17 protein-coding genes and 1 riboswitch are annotated in these 17848 nt (G+C 57.1%); of the genes, 8 read left to right on the forward strand and 9 right to left on the reverse strand.

Annotation, left to right across the window (positions count from 1 at the left end; genetic code table 11):
* The first annotated feature begins 8 nt into the window (after positions 1-8).
* Positions 9-920, forward strand: coding sequence for a LysR substrate-binding domain-containing protein (locus RT657_RS07035; protein WP_313653358.1), 912 nt, complete (start codon positions 9-11; stop codon positions 918-920).
* A gap of 64 nt (positions 921-984) precedes the next feature.
* Here RT657_RS07035 and uca read toward each other — a convergent pair whose 3' ends face one another.
* The 6 genes from uca to RT657_RS07065 all read right to left on the reverse strand — a co-directional run bounded on the left by uca (position 985) and on the right by RT657_RS07065 (position 8756).
* Positions 985-4590, reverse strand: coding sequence for an urea carboxylase (gene uca, locus RT657_RS07040; protein ID WP_313653359.1), 3606 nt, complete (start codon positions 4588-4590; stop codon positions 985-987).
* 117 nt (positions 4591-4707) lie between these two features.
* Entirely contained in the window at positions 4708-5343 is a 636-nt protein-coding gene (locus RT657_RS07045) for an urea amidolyase associated protein UAAP2 (protein ID WP_313653360.1), read from the reverse strand.
* A 10-nt stretch (positions 5344-5353) separates the two neighbouring features.
* Entirely contained in the window at positions 5354-6082 is a 729-nt protein-coding gene (locus tag RT657_RS07050) for an urea amidolyase associated protein UAAP1 (RefSeq protein ID WP_313653361.1), read from the reverse strand.
* Positions 6079-6864: an ABC transporter ATP-binding protein gene (locus RT657_RS07055; protein ID WP_313653362.1), complete on the reverse strand. Its 786-nt coding sequence runs from the start codon at positions 6862-6864 to the stop codon at positions 6079-6081. The genes RT657_RS07050 and RT657_RS07055 overlap by 4 nt, the downstream gene beginning before the upstream one ends.
* Positions 6861-7676 carry an ABC transporter permease gene (locus RT657_RS07060; RefSeq protein WP_313653363.1) on the reverse strand — a complete coding sequence of 272 codons (816 nt, stop codon included), beginning with the start codon at positions 7674-7676 and terminating at the stop codon, positions 6861-6863. The genes RT657_RS07055 and RT657_RS07060 overlap by 4 nt, the downstream gene beginning before the upstream one ends.
* Before the next feature lie 24 nt (positions 7677-7700).
* On the reverse strand, positions 7701-8756 hold the full coding sequence (locus RT657_RS07065; RefSeq protein WP_313653364.1) for a putative urea ABC transporter substrate-binding protein: 1056 nt from the start codon (positions 8754-8756) through the stop codon (positions 7701-7703).
* Between the two features lie 59 nt (positions 8757-8815).
* Positions 8816-8914: riboswitch (guanidine-I (ykkC/yxkD leader) on the reverse strand.
* Between the two features lie 273 nt (positions 8915-9187).
* On the opposite strand from RT657_RS07065, the gene RT657_RS07070 reads away from it, so the two are divergent.
* A complete protein-coding gene (locus RT657_RS07070) occupies positions 9188-10237 on the forward strand; it encodes an ABC transporter substrate-binding protein (RefSeq protein ID WP_313653366.1) in 1050 nt (349 codons plus the stop codon).
* A 178-nt stretch (positions 10238-10415) separates the two neighbouring features.
* Here RT657_RS07070 and RT657_RS07075 read toward each other — a convergent pair whose 3' ends face one another.
* Positions 10416-10799 (reverse strand): cupin domain-containing protein, encoded by a 384-nt coding sequence (locus RT657_RS07075; RefSeq protein WP_313653369.1) that lies wholly within the window; start codon positions 10797-10799, stop codon positions 10416-10418.
* 264 nt (positions 10800-11063) lie between these two features.
* On the opposite strand from RT657_RS07075, the gene RT657_RS07080 reads away from it, so the two are divergent.
* Entirely contained in the window at positions 11064-11861 is a 798-nt protein-coding gene (locus RT657_RS07080; protein WP_313653371.1) for a MetQ/NlpA family lipoprotein, read from the forward strand.
* A 96-nt stretch (positions 11862-11957) separates the two neighbouring features.
* Here the strand turns inward: RT657_RS07080 and RT657_RS07085 are convergent, their stop codons facing one another.
* Entirely contained in the window at positions 11958-12665 is a 708-nt protein-coding gene (locus RT657_RS07085; protein WP_313653374.1) for a phage antirepressor KilAC domain-containing protein, read from the reverse strand.
* Between the two features lie 367 nt (positions 12666-13032).
* On the opposite strand from RT657_RS07085, the gene RT657_RS07090 reads away from it, so the two are divergent.
* Positions 13033-13467, forward strand: coding sequence for a 6,7-dimethyl-8-ribityllumazine synthase (locus RT657_RS07090; RefSeq protein WP_313653376.1), 435 nt, complete (start codon positions 13033-13035; stop codon positions 13465-13467).
* A gap of 55 nt (positions 13468-13522) precedes the next feature.
* The gene (locus RT657_RS07095) at positions 13523-13996 is read left to right on the forward strand and encodes a nuclear transport factor 2 family protein (protein WP_313653377.1); all 474 of its coding nucleotides are present in this window, start codon (positions 13523-13525) and stop codon (positions 13994-13996) included.
* Positions 13997-14041: 45 nt separating this feature from the next.
* Here the strand turns inward: RT657_RS07095 and RT657_RS07100 are convergent, their stop codons facing one another.
* Entirely contained in the window at positions 14042-14434 is a 393-nt protein-coding gene (locus RT657_RS07100) for a hypothetical protein (protein ID WP_313653379.1), read from the reverse strand.
* Between the two features lie 363 nt (positions 14435-14797).
* On the opposite strand from RT657_RS07100, the gene RT657_RS07105 reads away from it, so the two are divergent.
* From RT657_RS07105 to RT657_RS07115, 3 genes are all read left to right on the forward strand, one after another.
* Positions 14798-15568, forward strand: coding sequence for a transcriptional regulator (locus RT657_RS07105; RefSeq protein ID WP_313653380.1), 771 nt, complete (start codon positions 14798-14800; stop codon positions 15566-15568).
* A 115-nt stretch (positions 15569-15683) separates the two neighbouring features.
* Complete coding sequence (locus RT657_RS07110; RefSeq protein WP_313653381.1) at positions 15684-16073, forward strand: DUF1090 domain-containing protein; 390 nt, start codon at positions 15684-15686, stop codon at positions 16071-16073.
* A gap of 465 nt (positions 16074-16538) precedes the next feature.
* Complete coding sequence (locus tag RT657_RS07115) at positions 16539-17813, forward strand: Glu/Leu/Phe/Val dehydrogenase (RefSeq protein ID WP_313653382.1); 1275 nt, start codon at positions 16539-16541, stop codon at positions 17811-17813.
* Positions 17814-17848 lie beyond the last annotated feature (35 nt).

Genomic DNA, 17848 nt, shown 5'->3' on the forward strand with positions numbered 1-17848 from the left:
AAGCGTTAATGCCGGCCCGATTACCCAGGTTGCCAAAAATCAGCGTGATTCACGCCTTCAAAGTGGCTGCCGAGCTGGGCAGCCTGGCGAAAGCGGCCGCTCAACTGGCGCTGACGCCAGCGGCAGTCAGCCAGCAGATCCGTCAGCTGGAAGAGCAACTTGGCAGCACCCTGTTTCTGCGCACACAAAGTGGCGTGGTGCTGACTGAAACCGGAAAAGAGTATCTGCGCTACGTCACTGAAGCCTTTGATATTCTGCAACTCGGCCAGCAGAACATTCGCGAGGCGGTACGTGCGCCAAAACTGACGATCTATGCCCTGCCTGCTCTGGCGTCAAACTGGATCCTGCCCCGGCTGGCGAGCTGGCGCGAACGGTGTCCGGATGTCGATCTGGCGCTGCACGGCACACATGTGCAGGTCGATTTTCAGGCGATGCCTGCGGATTTTGTCCTCTGTTTTGGCGAAGATCGCTATCCACAACTTGAAAAACAGTGGCTGTTTCATGATGAGGTGCTGCCGGTTGCCAGCCCGGCGCTGCTACAGCGCTTCACTGCGGAAGCGATCTTCAGCCGTGCGCCGCTGATCCATCTGGACTGGGGCCATGAGGGCCGTTTTCTGCCGGACTGGCGCAGCTGGTTTCAGGCCAGAGGCATGAACGAGCCGCTGCCGCAGCCAGGTTTCAGTTTTAATCTCACTTCGCTGGCGATTGATGCGGCCGTCGCAGGCGCCGGGCTGCTGCTCGGACAGCGACACCTGATCGCGCCGCAACTGGCGCGCGGCGAACTGGTCGTGGCAGACCAGCTCAGTCTGCCGTTAAGTAAACCCTATTACCTCGCCTGGCCGCCACGTACGCGGGAACGTTCAGGCAGTGCGGCGATGATCGACTGGTTGGGCAGCCTGGCCGGACAAGCTGTATCGTGACGTTCTGCGCCCGCCGCTTGCTTCCGGCGGGCGCAGAGTGATAACGTGACCCTGTCACGATAGGTTACGCATTATCCTCAACGATCACCGCAACCCGCTGTCCTGCACGTACCGCGCCGCCCGGCTGAACGCTGACCTGCTGAACGATGCCATTGCACGGCGCGATGAGTGGAATTTCCATCTTCATCGACTCCAGCACCACTAGGATGTCACCTGTGCGCACCCGGCTGCCTGCCGTTGCCTGCACCTGCCAGAGGTTGCCAGAGATCGGGCTTTCGATCCCCTGCTCGCCTGGCTGCAGTGGTATCTCGCCGCCCTCTTCGGCCACGGCCTCCTGACTGTCGAAATGGGCCTGTCCGCTGGCGATCCAACGGTCGCGCTCAGCATTAAACGCGCTCTGCTGATGCTGGCGGAAGGCGTCGATACTCTCCGCGTTGCGGGCGAGGAAAGCCTGATATTCCGCCAGCCGCAGCGTGCAGTGTTCAATCCGCAGCGGATAGCGGCCGAGCGGAAAATCGCGGCGGATCTGCAGTAGCTCGCTGGCCGAAACCGGATAAAACCGGATCTGGTCGAAAAAGCGCAGCAGCCAGGGCTGGCCACTGAAGTCAGCGACCTGATGATAGCGATTCCACATCTGCAACGTGCGCCCGACAAACTGATAGCCACCCGGCCCCTCCATGCCGTACACGCACAGATAGGCGCCGCCGATGCCCACTGAATTCTCCGCCGTCCAGGTGCGGGCCGGATTATATTTGGTGGTGACCAGCCGATGACGGGGGTCCAGCGGCGTGGCAACAGGCGCGCCCAGATAGACATCGCCCAGCCCCATCACCAGATAGCTGGCATCAAAAACGGTATTCCAGACCGCCTGTTTATCCGGCAGATTGTTGATGCGGCGGATAAATTCCAGATTGTCCGGGCACCAGGGCGCGTCCCGGCGCACGGTGGTCATATATTTCTCTACTGCCTGCTGACAGGCCGGATCCTCCCAGGAGAGCGGCAGATGCACGACGCGCGAGGGAACCTGAAGTTCATCATTCAGGCAGACTTTCTCCCATTCTCTGCGCACCCATGACAGCAGCGCTTCCGGCGTCAGGGTTTCCGGCCGGAAGTGGATTTGCAGCGAGCGGATGCCGGGGGTGATATCGATAATGCCATCGCGGGCCTGCGCCTCCAGCGCCTGCATCAGCGCATGGATACGGAAACGCAGCACCAGATCCAGCTCCGGCTCGCCCGCCTCCAGCAGCAGATGGGTATCGCCGGAGAGACGGGCCACCAGACGCTTATCTGCCTCACCATAACTCATCACCACAGGCGACGTCAGCGGCGCAGACTGCCAGTGCGTTTCCTGCGGCTGCAACGTGGCCAGCTCCTGTTGACGGGCTATAGCCAGCTGCCTGGCGACAGGGATATCCACTGCCACAAACTGCACTTTATCGCCCGCTTTAAGCTGGCCCATCTGCCACAGGTCAGCCTCAATGACCGTTACCGGGCAGACAAACCCGCCGAGGCTCGGCCCATCCGGCCCCAGGATCACCGGCATGTCACCGGTGAAATCGACTGCGCCGATGGCGTAGGGGTTATCATGAATGTTCGACGGGTGCAGCCCGGCCTCCCCGCCGCTGTCGCGGGTCCAGATTGGTTTGGGGCCAATCAGACGCACGCCGGTGCGGCTGGAGTTAAAGTGAACCTCCCACTCCGTTGCGAAGAAGGTCTCAATGTAGTCGGGTGCAAAGAACTCCGGCGCGCCGTGCGGACCATAGATCACGCGCAGCGTCCGCAGCGCGCCAGGGCAGGTGCGCAGTGCAGGAGGAAGTTCTGCCCCGGTCGCACGCGTGGCGCGGGGTGCCAGATGCAGCACGTCGCCGCTGCGCAGCGCCCGTCCGGCGTGGCCGCCAAACTGACCAAGCGTAAAGGTGCTTTTACTGCCCAGATAGTCCGGCACCTGAATGCCGCCGCTCAGGCAGAGATAGCTTCGGACGCCCGCGCCAGTGATCGCTCCCAGCTTCAGGGTCGCCCCGGCCGGAATGGTAAAAACGGTGTCCATCGGCTGCGCGATCCCATCCAGCGCGACGCTGAGCGGCGCACCACAGATTACCGCCTCGATCTCTGTGTTAAATTTCAGGGCAGGCCCGTTGAGGGTGATCTCCAGCGCGGCATCCCCTTCACGATTGCCCAGCAGACGGTTGCCCGCCTGGAGGGCGCGATCGTCCATCGGGCCTGACGGCGGCACACCGACCGCCCAGTAACCCAGACGCCCCGGATAGTCCTGAACGCTGGTCTGCGTGCCCGCACTGATCACTTCAAAAGTCGCCTCCTGATAGCGGAGCTGCTCCAGACAGCGTGTCCATGGCTCGCCTGAGGTAAAGGGTTCAAAAGCCAGAATCTGCTGCAGATAGCGGCGGTTAGTCTCGACGCCATAGAGACGGGTTTCTGCCAGTGCCTGCGTCAGGGTGGCGATAGCCTCTTCGCGGGTGGGCCGCCAGGCGATCACTTTTGCCAGCATCGGGTCGAAAAAGGGCGGAACCTCACACCCCGCTTCCACCCAGCGGTCGATTCGCAGGGTCCGATCCCCGCTCTCCGGGAAGAAAACGTCGGTCAGCAGCCCCGGTGACGGCTGGAACTGCCGCCCCGGATCTTCCGCATAGAGGCGCGCCTGCACCGCATGGCCCTGCGGCGTCAGCGTGGCGGCCAGCGTACTGAGCGAAGGGAGATCACCTGCGGCCAGCGCGATCATCCATTGCACCAGATCCACACCCCACACCTGCTCCGTAACGCCATGTTCAACCTGCAGCCGGGTGTTGACCTCCAGAAAATAGAACTGCTGCGCGGTGCTGTCATAGACAAATTCGACGGTGCCGGCGCTGCGGTAGTTCACCGCTTTACCCAGCGCGATGGCGGCCTGGCATAGCGCCTCGGCCATACCGTCTGGCAGGTTGGGCGCCGGGGTCTCTTCGAGGACTTTCTGGTTCCGCCGCTGCACCGAGCAGTCACGTACGCCCAGCGCGATCACCTCACCTGTGCCGTCACCGAAGATCTGCACTTCCAGATGGCGGGCGCGCTCGATATATTTTTCCAGAAATACCCCGGCGTCGCTGAAGTTGTTCTGACCCAGACGACGCACTGTTTCAAACGCTTCGGCCAGCGCCTGCTCATCACGACAGACGCGCATCCCGATGCCACCACCACCCGCTGTGCTCTTCAGCATCACCGGATAGCCGACTCCTTCCGCTGCGCGACAGGCCTCGTCGATGTCTGCCAGCAGTTCGCTGCCTTCCAGCAGCGGCACCCCCTGGGCTTTTGCCAGCGCACGGGCGGTATGTTTCAGGCCGAATGTTCGCAGCTGCTGCGGCGTGGGGCCGACAAAAATCAGCCCTGCCGCCTCGCATGCTTCGGCAAAAGCGGCGTTTTCCGACAGAAAGCCGTAGCCGGGATGTATCGCCGTCGCCCCGCTTTGCCGGGCGGCAGCGATGATTTTTTTACTCACCAGATAGGTGTCCGTTGCGGGTCCGTCGCCAAGGCTGACTGCCCTGTCCGCCTCACGCACATGTAAGCTGCTCAGATCGGCCTCGGCATAAACGGCCACGCCTTTCACCTGCATAGCACGCAGCGTGCGCAGAATGCGGCAGGCGATCGCGCCGCGATTAGCAATCAGTAAGGTATCAAACATAAGCGAAATCTCAGGGATGCGGGTCGTCCCGCCACATTCGATATTCCCTGGGGTCGTCCCCGGGGCTGACCGGCGCGCAGGAAACGCGCGGGCGGCATGTTCAGCGGATGGCGCGGCTCAGTTCCAGACCAGCACTTCAGCGGGCGTCGGGTTCCAGCCGTTACAGGGGTTATTCAGCTGCGGACAGTTGGAGATCAGCACCATCACGTTGCATTCCGCCACCAGCTCCACATATTTGCCGGGCGCGGACAATCCATCAGCAAAGGTCAGACCGCCTTCAGGCGTAACCGGCACATTCATGAAGAAATTGATGTTGGCCCCGATATCGCGCTTGTGCAGGCGACCATCGTGCAGACAGGCGCAGAGAAAGTTATCGCGGCAGCTGTGCATGTAGCGCTTATCCTGGGCGTAGCGCACCGTGTTGCTCTCCTGCGAGCAGGCGCCGCCCAGGGTGTCGTGACGACCGCAGGTGTCGGCGACGATTGTCAGCAGCGGATTTCCCAGGTTCGAACAGAGCACGCTGCCGGTGGTCAGATAGACGTTTCCCTGACGGCGCAGTGTACGCTGAGGATCGTATCGTTCCCGCGGGTTGTCAGCGTTGTAAAACAGGGTATCGATCGCCTGATTGCCTTCGAGGTCGAGCAGGCGCAGCGTCTGGCCTTTTCTGACTTCAAATAGCCACGGCTCGCCCGCCGGGATCTGATGACGATAGCAAGCCTCTTCTGGGGAACGTTCAGAGTAGATGAGGGTCATGGCAGTCTCCTTACAGAGCAAAAAACCGGGTGTTCTGAAATGCGCGCTGGTTCTCATCGCGCGTGAGCATGGCGTCCGTCACGGCCTGACTATCGTCGGCCTGATACCAGCTGAGCTGGACCGGGCGCGGATTGTAGTCCGTTACCGGATCCTGCGGATGCGGCAGCGCGGTGAGTATCAGTAGCACATCCATCGGCGCGTAAAGCTCTACGTAGTCGCCCGCACGGCTGTTATCCGGGCTGAAGGTAAATCGACCCGCGTCATCCACCGTGACCCGGCTGAAGAAGTTAACCACCATCAGCAGATCCTCCAGGCCCAGATCCCATTTGCCCATCTCAACCAGCAGATTATCTACGCCGTTGCGGTAGAAGCCGTTGCGCAGCTCCTGATAGCGCCCTGTGCCATACTTCTCCCGCGTCTCAGCCGCGTTGAGCACGCCGCCAAAGGGATCGTGCCAGCCGCAGCTATCGGCGACGATTGCTGCCATCACGCGACCCATGTCGGAATAAAAACAGTGTCCGCACGTCAGCCGTGCGGTGTGCTGTCCTTTCAGGGTGTCCGGCAGGTTCAGGCGCTCACTTTTTTCATGAGGATTGAGCATCATCATGCTGATATTCGCGCCACCGTCGATGTCGGTCAGGCGCAGGATCTGCCCTTTACGCAGAATCAGTGAGGTATGGGCGCCACCCGGCAGCCGCTCATCGCGCAGGGCCGGGGCGGAGTGAAACAGTGTGGTCATCGGGCGATCTCCTTAATCGGATAAATGTTGTTATGCGTGCCGGTCGCCAGCTGGGAGAGCCGGGTCTCATTGAGCGGGATGTCGTAAGTAATCCGCGCGCCCCACGCATTCGGAGCCTGAGGATCGAGGCGGACTTTGTCGAAGACCAGCAGCCGGGTGCCAAGATTGAAGCCCTCGGCCAGGTCGTGCGTGACCATAAATACCGTCATGCGGGTTTCGCTCCAGAGCTGAAGCAGCAGTGCGTGCATATCTTTGCGAATGCCGGGGTCCAGCGCGCCAAACGGCTCATCCAGCAGCAGCACACGCGGCTGCATCACAAACGCCTGGGCGATCGCCAGTCGCTGCTGCATACCGCCTGAGAGCTGCGCCGGATATTTGTCGAGCGCATGGCCCAGCCCGACCCTCTCCAGCATCGCTTTTGCCTGCTCACGGGCCTGGCGTTTCCGGGCGCCGAGCAGCCGTCCCAGAAACGGTGAGGCAGGCAGTTCAAGGCCGATAGCGACGTTATCCAGCACGTTAAGGTGTGGAAACACCGAATAGCGCTGAAACACCACGCCACGGCTGCGATCGGGTTCGGCGGGCAGCTGCGCACCGTCCAGCGTGATCGATCCCCGCGTCGGTTTCTCCTGCCCGAGCAGCAGCCGCAGAAACGTTGATTTCCCACAGCCCGAAGCGCCCACAAGGGAACAGAATTCCCCCTCTTTGACCTGCAGGTTGATGCGCTCCAGCACCACATGGTCGCCATACTCCTGCCAGATGTTTTTGATATCGATAAAACTCATTCCCGACCTCCTTCCGCCCAGGGGAAAAAGGCCTTGTGCAGCTGACGCAGCGCCAGATCCATCAGCCACGCCAGCAGCGTTATCCAGATGACATAAGGGATGATGACATCCATCGCCATATAGCGGCGCACAAGGAAGATGCGATAGCCCAGACCGGCCGTGGCGGAGATCGCCTCGGCGGAGATCAGAAACAGCCACGCCGAACCGAGCAGCAGACGCAGAGAGGTGATTAGCCGGGATAACAGTTGCGGCAACACGACACGCAGCACCACCGTCCAGCTGTTGGCTCCCAGAGTCTGCGCTTTGATAAACAGCTCGGCGGGGATCTCCCTCGCCCGCTGCTCCAGATCGCGGGCCAGCATTGGTGTAATGCCGATCACGATGAGCATCACTTTTGATAGCTCATCCAGCCCGAAGACAATGAACAGCATTGGCAGCAGTGCCAGCGGCGGGATCATCGACACTACAGTCATAAAGGGTGAAAGCGCCGCGCGGCTCATCGGGAAGACGCCCGCCGCGATGCCGATGCACAGGCCGATCAGTGATGAGATCGCCAGTCCGATCAGCAGGCGGCTCAGGCTGATCCAGGTATCGGCCCACAGCAGAAATTCCCCGCTGCGCTTGTCCGGCGTAAAAGCCATCCGATCGAGGGCCGCGATCATTTGCGCCAGACCCGGCAGCAGCTTGTCATGCGGATTCGCCTCCAGGCGCACCGCCGAACTGATAAACCAGGCGGCGGCCAGCAGCACAAAGGGTAATAGCATCAGCGTCAGGCGCATTCCCTGGCGGGGATAGCGGTTAATATGGCGCATGGCTTGAACTCCCGGAGTCAGTGATTACAGCTTGCCCGCGGCGGCCATCTTCAGATAGCTGTCGTCAAAGCGCAGTTTGATGTTAGCGGGATCACCGACAGTGACATTGCCGGGGAACTGCATACCGATGAAGTCAGCACTTTGCGCACCCTCTCCCAGTAAGCCCTTATCAAAGGAGAACGCGGCAACGCGCTGCATGGTTTTCGGCAGGTCGGGCGAGCTGACAAAGGTGCCGGTTTCGGCTGGCGTCGGAAACAGATGGGTTGTTTTCAGCTGAGCCTGATAACCGGCAAGATCGGTGCCGGAATCGGCGGCCATCGCGCTCAGTGCCTGCTTATCACCGGCCTGCATTTTCGCCATCATCTCAAACCAGGCCCCGGTCAGTGCCTTGCCCAGTGCGGGGTTCTCTTTCAGGGTGTCGGTATTCACCACCATCATGTCGATCAGTTCACCCGGTACGGCGGAGGAGCTGAACACTTCGGTGGTTTGCGGCGTCATTTTGATCACCGACAGCTGTGGATTCCACGCGACGGCCGCCTTAACGCCGCTGGTGCCAAAGGCCGAAACGATATCGGCATCGGAGGTGTTCACCACTTTGACATCCTTCTCCTGCAGACCGGCCTTCTCCAGTCCCCGAACAAGCAGGTAGTGAGAGACCGACAGCGCAGGCAGATAGACCGACATCCCGTTCAGATCGCTGAGTTTCTTTCCGGTCCCTTTCAGCACGATGCCATCGTTACCGTCGGAATAGCTGCCGGTGATCAGCGCCGTGGAGTCAACGCCGCCGGCGGCCGGAATGGTCAGGGCATCCATATTGGTCATGGTGCAGCCATCGTACTGGCCTGCTGTGTACTGGTTGATCGACTCGATGTAGTCGTTCAGCTGAGTGATGTGGATTTTGATGCCATATTTGCTGGCCCATTTATCAATGATCTTCTCATTACTGATGGCGCCCCAGGGCATCCAGCCCGCATAAATGGTCCAGCAGATGTTGAACTCCTTTTTCGCTGCGGCAAACGAGGGAGTGCTGACCAGCAGCGCCAGCGACATGACAAGTGTCAGGAGGGGGGATTTCTTCATGGTTGACCTCTGGTTGGCACAAAAAAAGGGAGCAGCGCAGGACACCAGATGGTGCCGCTGTCTCCCGGGCTTTTGTCCCGCCGTGTAACCTCGCAGAGGTCGCCAGCTCTCGGACCAGCCATTCACCTGCGTGAACCGGAACCCTAGCCAGCTATTGATGATCGTGTGTCTTACGCTGCTTACTGCCAGACATAGTGCAATTGGCGTACCAGATTTTTAAACCTTCATTATCAAAGGGTTAACGGAGTTGGGTGTCGCCGGGCACCGGGATGGTGAGCCAGCCGGGCGCGTTGCACATAATCGGTGCTTCGCTCATAGCGTCTCTTCAGTCTGAATCTGTGCTGAGCGTTGCTGCTTAACATGGTGTGATGCGTGACGGTTATCACCCTTCGTTATATAATCATGTGCATAACGAAATCTCAGGAGCAGTGATGAAGCATTTCTGGCAGGTATGCACCCTCGGTTTACTGGTTGTTCTTCCCCTTTCATCTCAGGCGTCGCGTCAGATCGTCGATCAGATTGGCCGTCAGGTTACGATCCCTGACCATGTTGACCGCGTTGTGGTACTCCAGCATCAGACCCTGAATCTGCTGGTGCAGATGAACGCCACCGATAAGATTGTCGGCGTCATGGCGAACTGGAAGCAGGAACTGGGTGACGGCTACGCTCGTCTGGCGCCGGCACTGAATCAGAAAGCCACGCTCGGGGATTTGACGCATGTCGATCCGGAAAAACTGGTGGCGCTGCATCCGCAGGTGGTGTTTGTCACCAACTATGCGCCGCAGGCGATGATCGACAGTATCAGCGCCCTGGGTATTCCGGTGGTGGCTATCTCTCTGCGTCACGATCGGCCCGGTGAACAAGCCAAAATGAACCCAGCGATGAGCGACGAGGAAACCGCCTACGATCGGGGGCTGCGCGAAGGTATTACGCTGATTGGCGACATCGTCAATCAGCCCGCAGACGCGAAGGCGCTGATCGCGGCCACCGATCGGGGCCGTCAGATCGTTTTTGACCGTCTGAAGGCCATTCCTCCGGAGAAGCGCATTCGCGCCTATATGGCGAATCCGGAACTGACAACCTATGGTGCGGGTAAGTATACCGGCCTGATGATGCAGCATGCGGGGGCAGTCAACGTCGCCGCCACGACTATAGTGGGTTTTAAAACGGTGTCGATGGAACAGGTGATCAGCTGGAACCCGCAGGTTATTTTTGTACAAAACCGCTATCCCGCTGTGGTCAAGGCGATCATGCAATCCCCGCAATGGCAGCCTATTGATGCGGTAAAACACCATCGCGTTTATCTGATGCCGGATTACGCCAAAGCCTGGGGCTATCCGATGCCGGAAGCGATGGGGCTGGGCGAACTGTGGATGGCGAAAAAACTCTACCCACAGACGTTTCAGGATGTGGATATGACCAGGCTGGCTAATCAGTGGTATCAGCGCTTCTATCGCACGAGCTGGCAGGCAACGGACTGATGCTCAGGGCTGCGGCGGCGGGCAGTCTGAAACCGGTCTGGCCTGCGTGGCCGATTTTCTGCTGACCAATCGGGCTCAGGCGTTGCTGCAGCAGGCCGGCTTTGGCCGTGTGCCAGACACTGTTCCTTCGGCATAACAGAGCGTGTGGCTCACACATCACATCCGGTCAGTGCCTGCGCTAAAACTCCTCTGGCTCGCCCGGTAAAGGTTCGCTCAGTTCCTGCCCTTTTACGCCCGCATAAGTGATCACCAATTCCGCTGGCGCTTCCAGCGTGTAGCCCCGGTGTGCGCTGTTAACAGTTTCATTAAAGGCTTCACCTGCATGAAACGTGCGCTGCTCGCCGCTCTCTTTATCTTCGACGATGAGCGTGCCAGAGAGGATAAAGGCCGCATTCGGCATCGGATGGGTGTGCCAGGGAAGCGAGGTATGGGCAGGCAGCGACAGCCGCATCACGGTCAGTTCAGGTTCGCCAGCGGGCCAGGCTCCAATCTTTTCGCCATTCCAGGCCTTGCTGCTGCGCATCACCTCAACGGCGTTAATTTCGTTCTTTGGCTTCGACATGATAATCCCTGTTTTCCGGAAGCGTGCCGGTAATGAATGAGGAGTAAGCTTAGAAGAAAATGGCGGTGATGGGGCTGCAGTCCTGACAACTTATTACTGTCTGGCCGCATTAATTAGTCATGGGAAATAGCGGCTGACGACACCGCTGGTTATTTTATGCGCGATAATGGCCTTGCGGTTATAAGATATATCCCGGCGCGAGTTCGCAACCTGCCCGTTCTGTATTATCTTTGAAATCATCTTCTATCTGAGGGATTTCTGATAATGAAAGGTCTGTTTACGGCATTACTCGCCAGTTCTGTTTTATTATTATCCGCCTGTTCGAAAGATGACGACAACAAAGTCAAAGTTGCCATTAATACCGGGCCGGATGAGGCGATCTGGCAGGTGGTTCAGCAGGTCGCAAAAGATAAATACAAACTTGATGTTGAGGTGCTTAACTTCAATGATTATGTGCTGCCTAACGAGGCACTGAATAATAAAGAAGTGGATGCTAACGCTTTCCAGAGCCTGCCTTATCTGGAAGCGCAGTCGAAAGAGCGCGGCTATAAGTTTGCGGTGGTCGGTAAAACGTTTGTCTTCCCGATTGCGGCCTATTCACACAAGATCAAAAACATCAGCGAACTGCAGAATGGTGCAACCATCACCATTTCTAACGAAGCCACGACGCTGGGACGCAGCCTGCTGCTGTTACAGGCGCAGGGGCTGATTAAACTTAAAGCGGGTGTGGGTTATTTACCGACCTCGCTGGATATTATCGGGAATCCTAAGAATCTGAAACTGGTTGAAGTGGATACACCACAGCTGACCCGTACGCTGGACGACCCCAACGTGACGCTGTCGATTATTAATACCAACTTCTCCGCTCAGGCTGGATTATCCGCACATCGCGATGGCCTGTTTATGGAAAGTGCCTCATCGCCTTACGTCAATGCGCTGGTCTCACGCGAAGAAAATAAAGACAGCGATAAAATTCAGAAGCTGAAAGCGGCGCTACAGTCACCGGAAGTGGCGGCTAAAGCTGAAGAAGTTTACAAGGGTGACGCCATCAAAGGCTGGTAAGATGTCATCTCCGGAATAGAAAAAGGCCGCAACCCTGTTGCGGCCTTTTTTGTGTCTTGCAGGGCCGCTCGCAGGTTCCAGCGGATCAGAACGCGATCAGGCGGCGGCCCCTTTTGGCTGCGCAGAGAGATGACCGGCCCACAAGCTGGCAACCCATTTCACCCCTTTTGAGGTAAAACGTGCCTGAGAAAAAGCATGCTGGTTTTCGCCCGTGCCGGTATGCAGCGTGAAGTAGCCAGCCTGCAGGTGATAATGCTGAGGCGTCAGCGTGCCCTTTGCGCGATACATGATGTTGCGTTCCAGCAGAAACTGACGGAATTCCGGCTCTTTGGCTTTCAGCATTTTGCAGAGCTGACGGAAACCCAGCGCGCCATCCACCTCAACAAAGTTATCAAAGAACGCGGCTTTGGGCGCCGACAGCGCCAGTTGCTGCTCTGCGGCCTGACGCTGTTCAAACTGCTCCGCCCAGGCACGCGCGGCTTCGGCGGGATTGGTAAAGTCAGGAAGATGGCTGGTTTTTTCCCGATCCTGCCAGCGGTCCAGCACTTCAGGGGTGAAGCCCGGCGACAGGCGAGCCACGGCCAGCAGCGAATCGCGCTTGTTCAGGCGGTACTCCTGACGCACTTCACCTTCGCGCTCATACTCACTGACTTTGAGTGGCTGGGAGAGACGCTGCGCTGTTTCCAGACTTTTGATTAACCGCTTCACTTCTCCGTGTGTGATGCCGGTCATCTGAGCCAGTTCACGGCTGCTCATTGTGACCGATTGTTCCAGAGATTTGAGGCTTTCAGTTGAAATCATCATGGGTTCACCCCTCACTAAAACGCTATCAATACCCGGCGGGCAGTCCAATTATTATACAACTACCTGTTCATATATCCAGTGTTTTATTTAACCAATTGCATAACCGGAACCTGTCACGCAAACGGCAACGAAAGGGGGCGACTTCGGGGTTCAGAGGGGCAATGGGTCCGGGTTTCAGACCGGGAAAACGGCTCCGGAGGCGCGGATCCTTACTTCAGATATTTACATAAGATAACAATCATGAGCACAGACTCTTTACATTGCAGTATAGTGAAGGCAGTCAGCAGGTTACCGGCCTGCCAGATGCCTTTTTATTCGGGGCCAGAGGGCTAATCTGGCTCGTTATCATCTTTTACTGGAGTAAGTCATGCAGCCGTTGAAAGTCGCCTTTATCAAAGCTAACTGGCATAGCGAAATTGTTTCACAGGTCCTGACCGGGTTTGAACAGGAAATGGAAAGCCGCGGAGCGGCCTGTGAGATCAAGACATGGGATGTGCCGGGCGCTTTCGAAATGCCGCTGCTGGCGCAGCGTCTGGCGCAGACCGGCAAATATGATGCGATCGTCTGTGCAGCCCTGGTGGTGGATGGCGGTATCTATCGCCACGATTTCGTTGCACAGGCAGTGGTCAGTGGTCTGATGCAGGCGCAGCTGGCAACCAATGTACCTGTCTTCTCAGTGTCGCTTACGCCGCATAATTTCCAGCCCTCCGCCGAGTTTATCGACTTCTATACCCAGCACTTTGTGAAAAAAGGCCAGGAAGCGGCGCGGGCGGTCTGTCAGATCCACGCCCTTGAACTCTGACCGGCAACTGACTCAGGCTGATAAGGCGCGAATCAGCGCCATTATGGAGAAAACGATGGAACAGTCTCGTCCGCCTTTACCACCCTTCACCCGGCCTGAACAGGCGATTAAAAAAGTGCGGCTGGCCGAAGATGGCTGGAACAGTCGCGACGTCGAGCGGGTCGCCCTGGCCTACTCTGTGGAAAGTCAGTGGCGCAATCGTGATACCTTTCTGACTGGCCGGGCAGAGATCATCGCCTTCCTGCAGCAAAAGTGGCAGCGGGAGCAGGAGTACAGGCTGATAAAAGAGCTGTGGAGTTTTGATCAGAACCGGATTGCGGTGCGCTTCGCCTATGAATGGCATGATGAGCAGCGGCAGTGGTATCGCTCTTATGGTAATGAGAACTGGGCATTCGATGAGCAGGGTCTGATGACGCAGCGTTTTGCCAGCATCAACGACCTGAAAATCAGCGAAGCGCAACGGCTGTTTCACTGGCCTCAGGGGCGTCGTCCTGATGACCATCCGTCACTGAGCGAGCTGGGCTTATAGTCGTTGCCTATCCAGCGGAGAGCATTGCTCTCCGCCAGCGCTGAATCAGCCCTGCTCTTTACTTTCAACAAAGGCGGCTTTGTTGCGCGTCACTCGATAAGCCACTTTTTTGACATCCTGTGGTGACGTGGTCACTTCAATCGGAGCAATTGTCACTCTGCCCAGGCCAAACAGCGTTGCCACATATCCGCCCACCTGGTGTTTGCCTGCGGTTACATGCAGCAGCTTGCTTTCACCATTTGGCAGTTTGCCCGCCTCTTTCCCATCTACTGTCAGGAAAACGCTGGAGCCATCATCTGTGCGGGTCTTGATATGTGAGACATCAATCTGCGTCGGGCCAGCAGCAAATTCATCAGTGGCTTCAACGGGAGCATGTTTCGCACAGCCGGTCAGTACAGCGGCAGCCGTTACAACGGCGAGAGTAAAACGATAACGCATTGGGCACTCATTCTCCTGATTATCAGAACCGTCTATTTTAAAGGGTTACCTGCCGGATGTAAGGGGAGAAAAAGTCAGCATGCTCTTAAAAAACGCCTGAGAGGCTGAGCTGATGTGGCAATTTACGTAAAGTTTTTTTACTGAATATATACACAGTCTTTTTTTAATTTCCGGAAACGCAATTTAAGCTGCTGATTTGCCCGACCTCTTTCTCTGTCAGGGCTTATAGATGCCTTTGCAAATGGCTGGATATCGGGTTCCGATTTGCTCTGCCCCCCTGTCAATTTCTTTTGATCAGGTTCATAGTGGAGGTTCATCCCCGGAGGCTATCCCGGCGGCCACTCCCTCAACAGAGGGTTCGATATGCAATTACATACGACTGATACAATTTGTGCCTTTACCGGTACGCATCCTGCGAATCTCAAACGCTGGATGAAACAGGGGCTGCTGACGTCACAGCCAGACCCGCAAAGCTGGAGTGATGCTCAGCTCAGCGAAATTCACGCCCTGGTGAGCTTAACAGCAACAGGCGCCACGCTGGAGGAGATCCGGCAGAGTCAGCAGACTGCAGCGACGGTCAGCACGCAAGGCTGGGCGGCACGCAAGGGTGACATGCTCTGGCAGCTGGAATTCGGCACACCGCTGTCACTGTCCCGTGAGATGCGCAATATGGCCAGTAACTACAGCGGCGATGATTTCATTATCAATCTGCTGCGGCCTTTGAGCGCCTGGCTGCATGCTGACCATCGTCAGGGCGCAGCCCGACGCCTCCATCGTTTCGAACAGACTGTCCAGCAGCAGGCGGACCGGGTAATGCGTGCCGCCGCACGTGATGTTCGTGCGGTTCCGCTGTTTCTTGAAGCGGTAAGCGTGATGGATAAAACGGAGATATGGCTTGAAGCCATTCGTCTGTCAGCAATGGGTTTCAATGTGGTGGTAGACTCCCACGCAAGTGGTCAGCCTGCTCAAAAAACTCAGAATCATGAGCATCATATTATGTGGTGTGGAGCCGGGATTAGTCAGGCGATGCAGGACTATTTCGAACAGGAATCGCATGCGGGGCATCCAGTCATGCTTTCCGGTCCCGATCGTAATCTGCTTTATTCCCACTCTTCAGCGTCCAGCGCTGCCTGACCGCAGGCAGCTCTCATCCTGCTGTCTCCGCCAGCGTATATTCTTTTCCGTTAAGACTCTCTTAAGGTGGCGCCGTATACTGGTGGCTCAACCCTGACTCATTGACGAGACACTGATGAAAAAGACATTGATGGTTTTTGGTTTCTGCCTGTTTCCTCTCTCTTTTACGGCTGCACACGCGGCTTCTGACCTGACCGGCTGTGCAGCTAAAAAACAGGAGATTAAAACCCAGCTCTCTTTTGCCCGCCAGTATAACAACAGCCAGCAGGCTGCTGGCCTTGAGAAAGCGCTGCGTGAGGTGGAGCATCACTGCACTGAAAGCAGCCTGCTGAAGCAGCGTCAGGAAAAAGTTGCTGAGAAAAAGCGCAAGGTACTGGAGCGTGAACAGGCGCTGGCAAAAGCAAAAGCGGAAGGCCGCAGCGCCAGCAAAATTCAGAAGCGTGAAGATAAACTGGCTGAAGCGCAGCAGGAACTCAAGGCCGCTGAACAGGCTTTGCAGCAGTAACACATCAGACCAGCCATTCCGGGCTGGTCTGCGCCTTATGTTCTCTGAACGCATTATGCCCGCCTCACCTTTAACTCACTGATTCACCTTACCAAATTTCGCCATTTTCATTACTTTTTGTAATGCGTTGATTATTTATCCTCATGCACCTAATTGGTGCAGTAAAGTCAACATGGCAGCGATCAATTATTTAACTTTTTGAACGCCTTCAAAGATTTGAAAGATAGTGATTTTTTCTCGCTATGCAGCAAATACGCACTCTTAGCGCATCATTATTCGCCACTGACGCTGCTTATCCACCAATCTATTCATTTATCCTGCCCCAAAAAGGGGCATGACGCGCCGCAAGCCTGTTCAATGCCACATCTTATTTGTTTCAGGAGTGTTAGATTATGTCCGCGCCCTACAATGCGCTTACCATCCACGGCTCCACACAATAAATAACTTCATTAAGAAAGGTTTTTTATGGATAAGTTATCTTATGCGTCTGAAAGCAGCACATCTGCCTGGTCCACCTACCTGCAGCAAATTGACCGGGTGGCGCCCTACCTGGGCGACCTTTCACGTTGGATAGATACTTTGCGTCATCCTAAACGCGCGTTGATTGTCGATATCCCTCTGCAGATGGATGATGGCTCGATTCGACATTTTGAAGGCTATCGCGTTCAGCACAACCTTTCGCGCGGACCGGGTAAAGGAGGGATTCGCTTTCATCCGGATGTAGATCTTAATGAAGTGATGGCGCTCTCTGCATGGATGACCATCAAATGTGCGGCGGTTAACCTGCCTTACGGCGGCGCTAAGGGCGGCATCCGTGTCGATCCTTTCAAACTGTCTGAAAGTGAGCTTGAGCGTCTGACCCGCCGTTACACCAGCGAAATTGGCATCATCATCGGGCCGCAGAAAGATATTCCGGCGCCGGACGTAGGCACCAACAGCAAAGTGATGGCGTGGATGATGGACACCTACTCCATGAACCTCGGCACCACCGTAACAGGCGTGGTCACCGGCAAACCGATTCATCTGGGCGGCTCGCTGGGTCGTGAAAAAGCCACGGGTCGCGGCGTGTTTATCACCGGACGTGAAGTGGCGCGACGCGCAGGAATTGAGATCGAAGGCGCACGCGTGGCGGTTCAGGGCTTCGGTAACGTTGGCAGTGAAGCCGCCCGTCTGTTTGATGAAGCGGGTGCGCGTGTGGTGGTGATTCAGGACCATACCGCAACGCTGTTCAACGCCGACGGCATCGATATGACGGCGCTGACCGAATGGCAGATTGCTCACAAGCAGATTGCGGGTTTCCCGGGTGCAGAGAGCATTGAAAAAGAGGCGTTCTGGACCACTGAAATGGATATCCTGATCCCCGCCGCGCTGGAAGGTCAGATTACCCGCGAACGTGCGGAAATCCTGAGTTGCAAACTGATACTGGAAGGCGCTAACGGCCCGACCTATCCGGATGCAGATGATATGCTGGCCACTCGCGGTATTATCGTGGTGCCGGATGTGGTCTGTAATGCGGGCGGTGTGACCGTCAGTTACTTCGAGTGGGTGCAGGATATGGCCAGCTTCTTCTGGAGCGAAGAGGAGATCAATCGCCGCTCCGATAAAATCATGACGGAAGCCATGGTACACGTCTGGGAGAAGTCGAAGGAGAAAGCGTGCTCACTGCGCACCGCGGCTTATATCGTGGCCTGTGAGCGCATTCTGATGGCACGTAAAGATCGCGGGATCTTCCCGGGTTAATCTAGCCGGCGCTGTTGCCTGCAACAGCGCCCACT

The sequence above is a fragment of the Pantoea sp. genome (assembly GCF_032114055.1).
GTDB lineage: Bacteria > Pseudomonadota > Gammaproteobacteria > Enterobacterales > Enterobacteriaceae > Pantoea.

Bases quoted from the DNA above. Each gene is read 5' to 3' on its own strand.
- uca (WP_313653359.1), bottom strand. From the start codon at position 4,590: ATGTTTGATACCTTACTGATTGCTAATCGCGGCGCGATCGCCTGCCGC.
- RT657_RS07065 (WP_313653364.1), bottom strand. From the start codon at position 8,756: ATGAAGAAATCCCCCCTCCTGACACTTGTCATGTCGCTGGCGCTGCTG.
- RT657_RS07055 (WP_313653362.1), bottom strand. From the start codon at position 6,864: ATGAGTTTTATCGATATCAAAAACATCTGGCAGGAGTATGGCGACCAT.
- RT657_RS07095 (WP_313653377.1), top strand. From the start codon at position 13,523: ATGGAACAGTCTCGTCCGCCTTTACCACCCTTCACCCGGCCTGAACAG.
- RT657_RS07060 (WP_313653363.1), bottom strand. From the start codon at position 7,676: ATGCGCCATATTAACCGCTATCCCCGCCAGGGAATGCGCCTGACGCTG.
- RT657_RS07100 (WP_313653379.1), bottom strand. From the start codon at position 14,434: ATGCGTTATCGTTTTACTCTCGCCGTTGTAACGGCTGCCGCTGTACTG.
- RT657_RS07105 (WP_313653380.1), top strand. From the start codon at position 14,798: ATGCAATTACATACGACTGATACAATTTGTGCCTTTACCGGTACGCAT.
- RT657_RS07035 (WP_313653358.1), top strand. From the start codon at position 9: ATGCCGGCCCGATTACCCAGGTTGCCAAAAATCAGCGTGATTCACGCC.
- RT657_RS07045 (WP_313653360.1), bottom strand. From the start codon at position 5,343: ATGACCCTCATCTACTCTGAACGTTCCCCAGAAGAGGCTTGCTATCGT.
- RT657_RS07075 (WP_313653369.1), bottom strand. From the start codon at position 10,799: ATGTCGAAGCCAAAGAACGAAATTAACGCCGTTGAGGTGATGCGCAGC.
- RT657_RS07110 (WP_313653381.1), top strand. From the start codon at position 15,684: ATGAAAAAGACATTGATGGTTTTTGGTTTCTGCCTGTTTCCTCTCTCT.
- RT657_RS07115 (WP_313653382.1), top strand. From the start codon at position 16,539: ATGGATAAGTTATCTTATGCGTCTGAAAGCAGCACATCTGCCTGGTCC.
- RT657_RS07070 (WP_313653366.1), top strand. From the start codon at position 9,188: ATGAAGCATTTCTGGCAGGTATGCACCCTCGGTTTACTGGTTGTTCTT.
- RT657_RS07090 (WP_313653376.1), top strand. From the start codon at position 13,033: ATGCAGCCGTTGAAAGTCGCCTTTATCAAAGCTAACTGGCATAGCGAA.
- RT657_RS07085 (WP_313653374.1), bottom strand. From the start codon at position 12,665: ATGATGATTTCAACTGAAAGCCTCAAATCTCTGGAACAATCGGTCACA.
- RT657_RS07050 (WP_313653361.1), bottom strand. From the start codon at position 6,082: ATGACCACACTGTTTCACTCCGCCCCGGCCCTGCGCGATGAGCGGCTG.
- RT657_RS07080 (WP_313653371.1), top strand. From the start codon at position 11,064: ATGAAAGGTCTGTTTACGGCATTACTCGCCAGTTCTGTTTTATTATTA.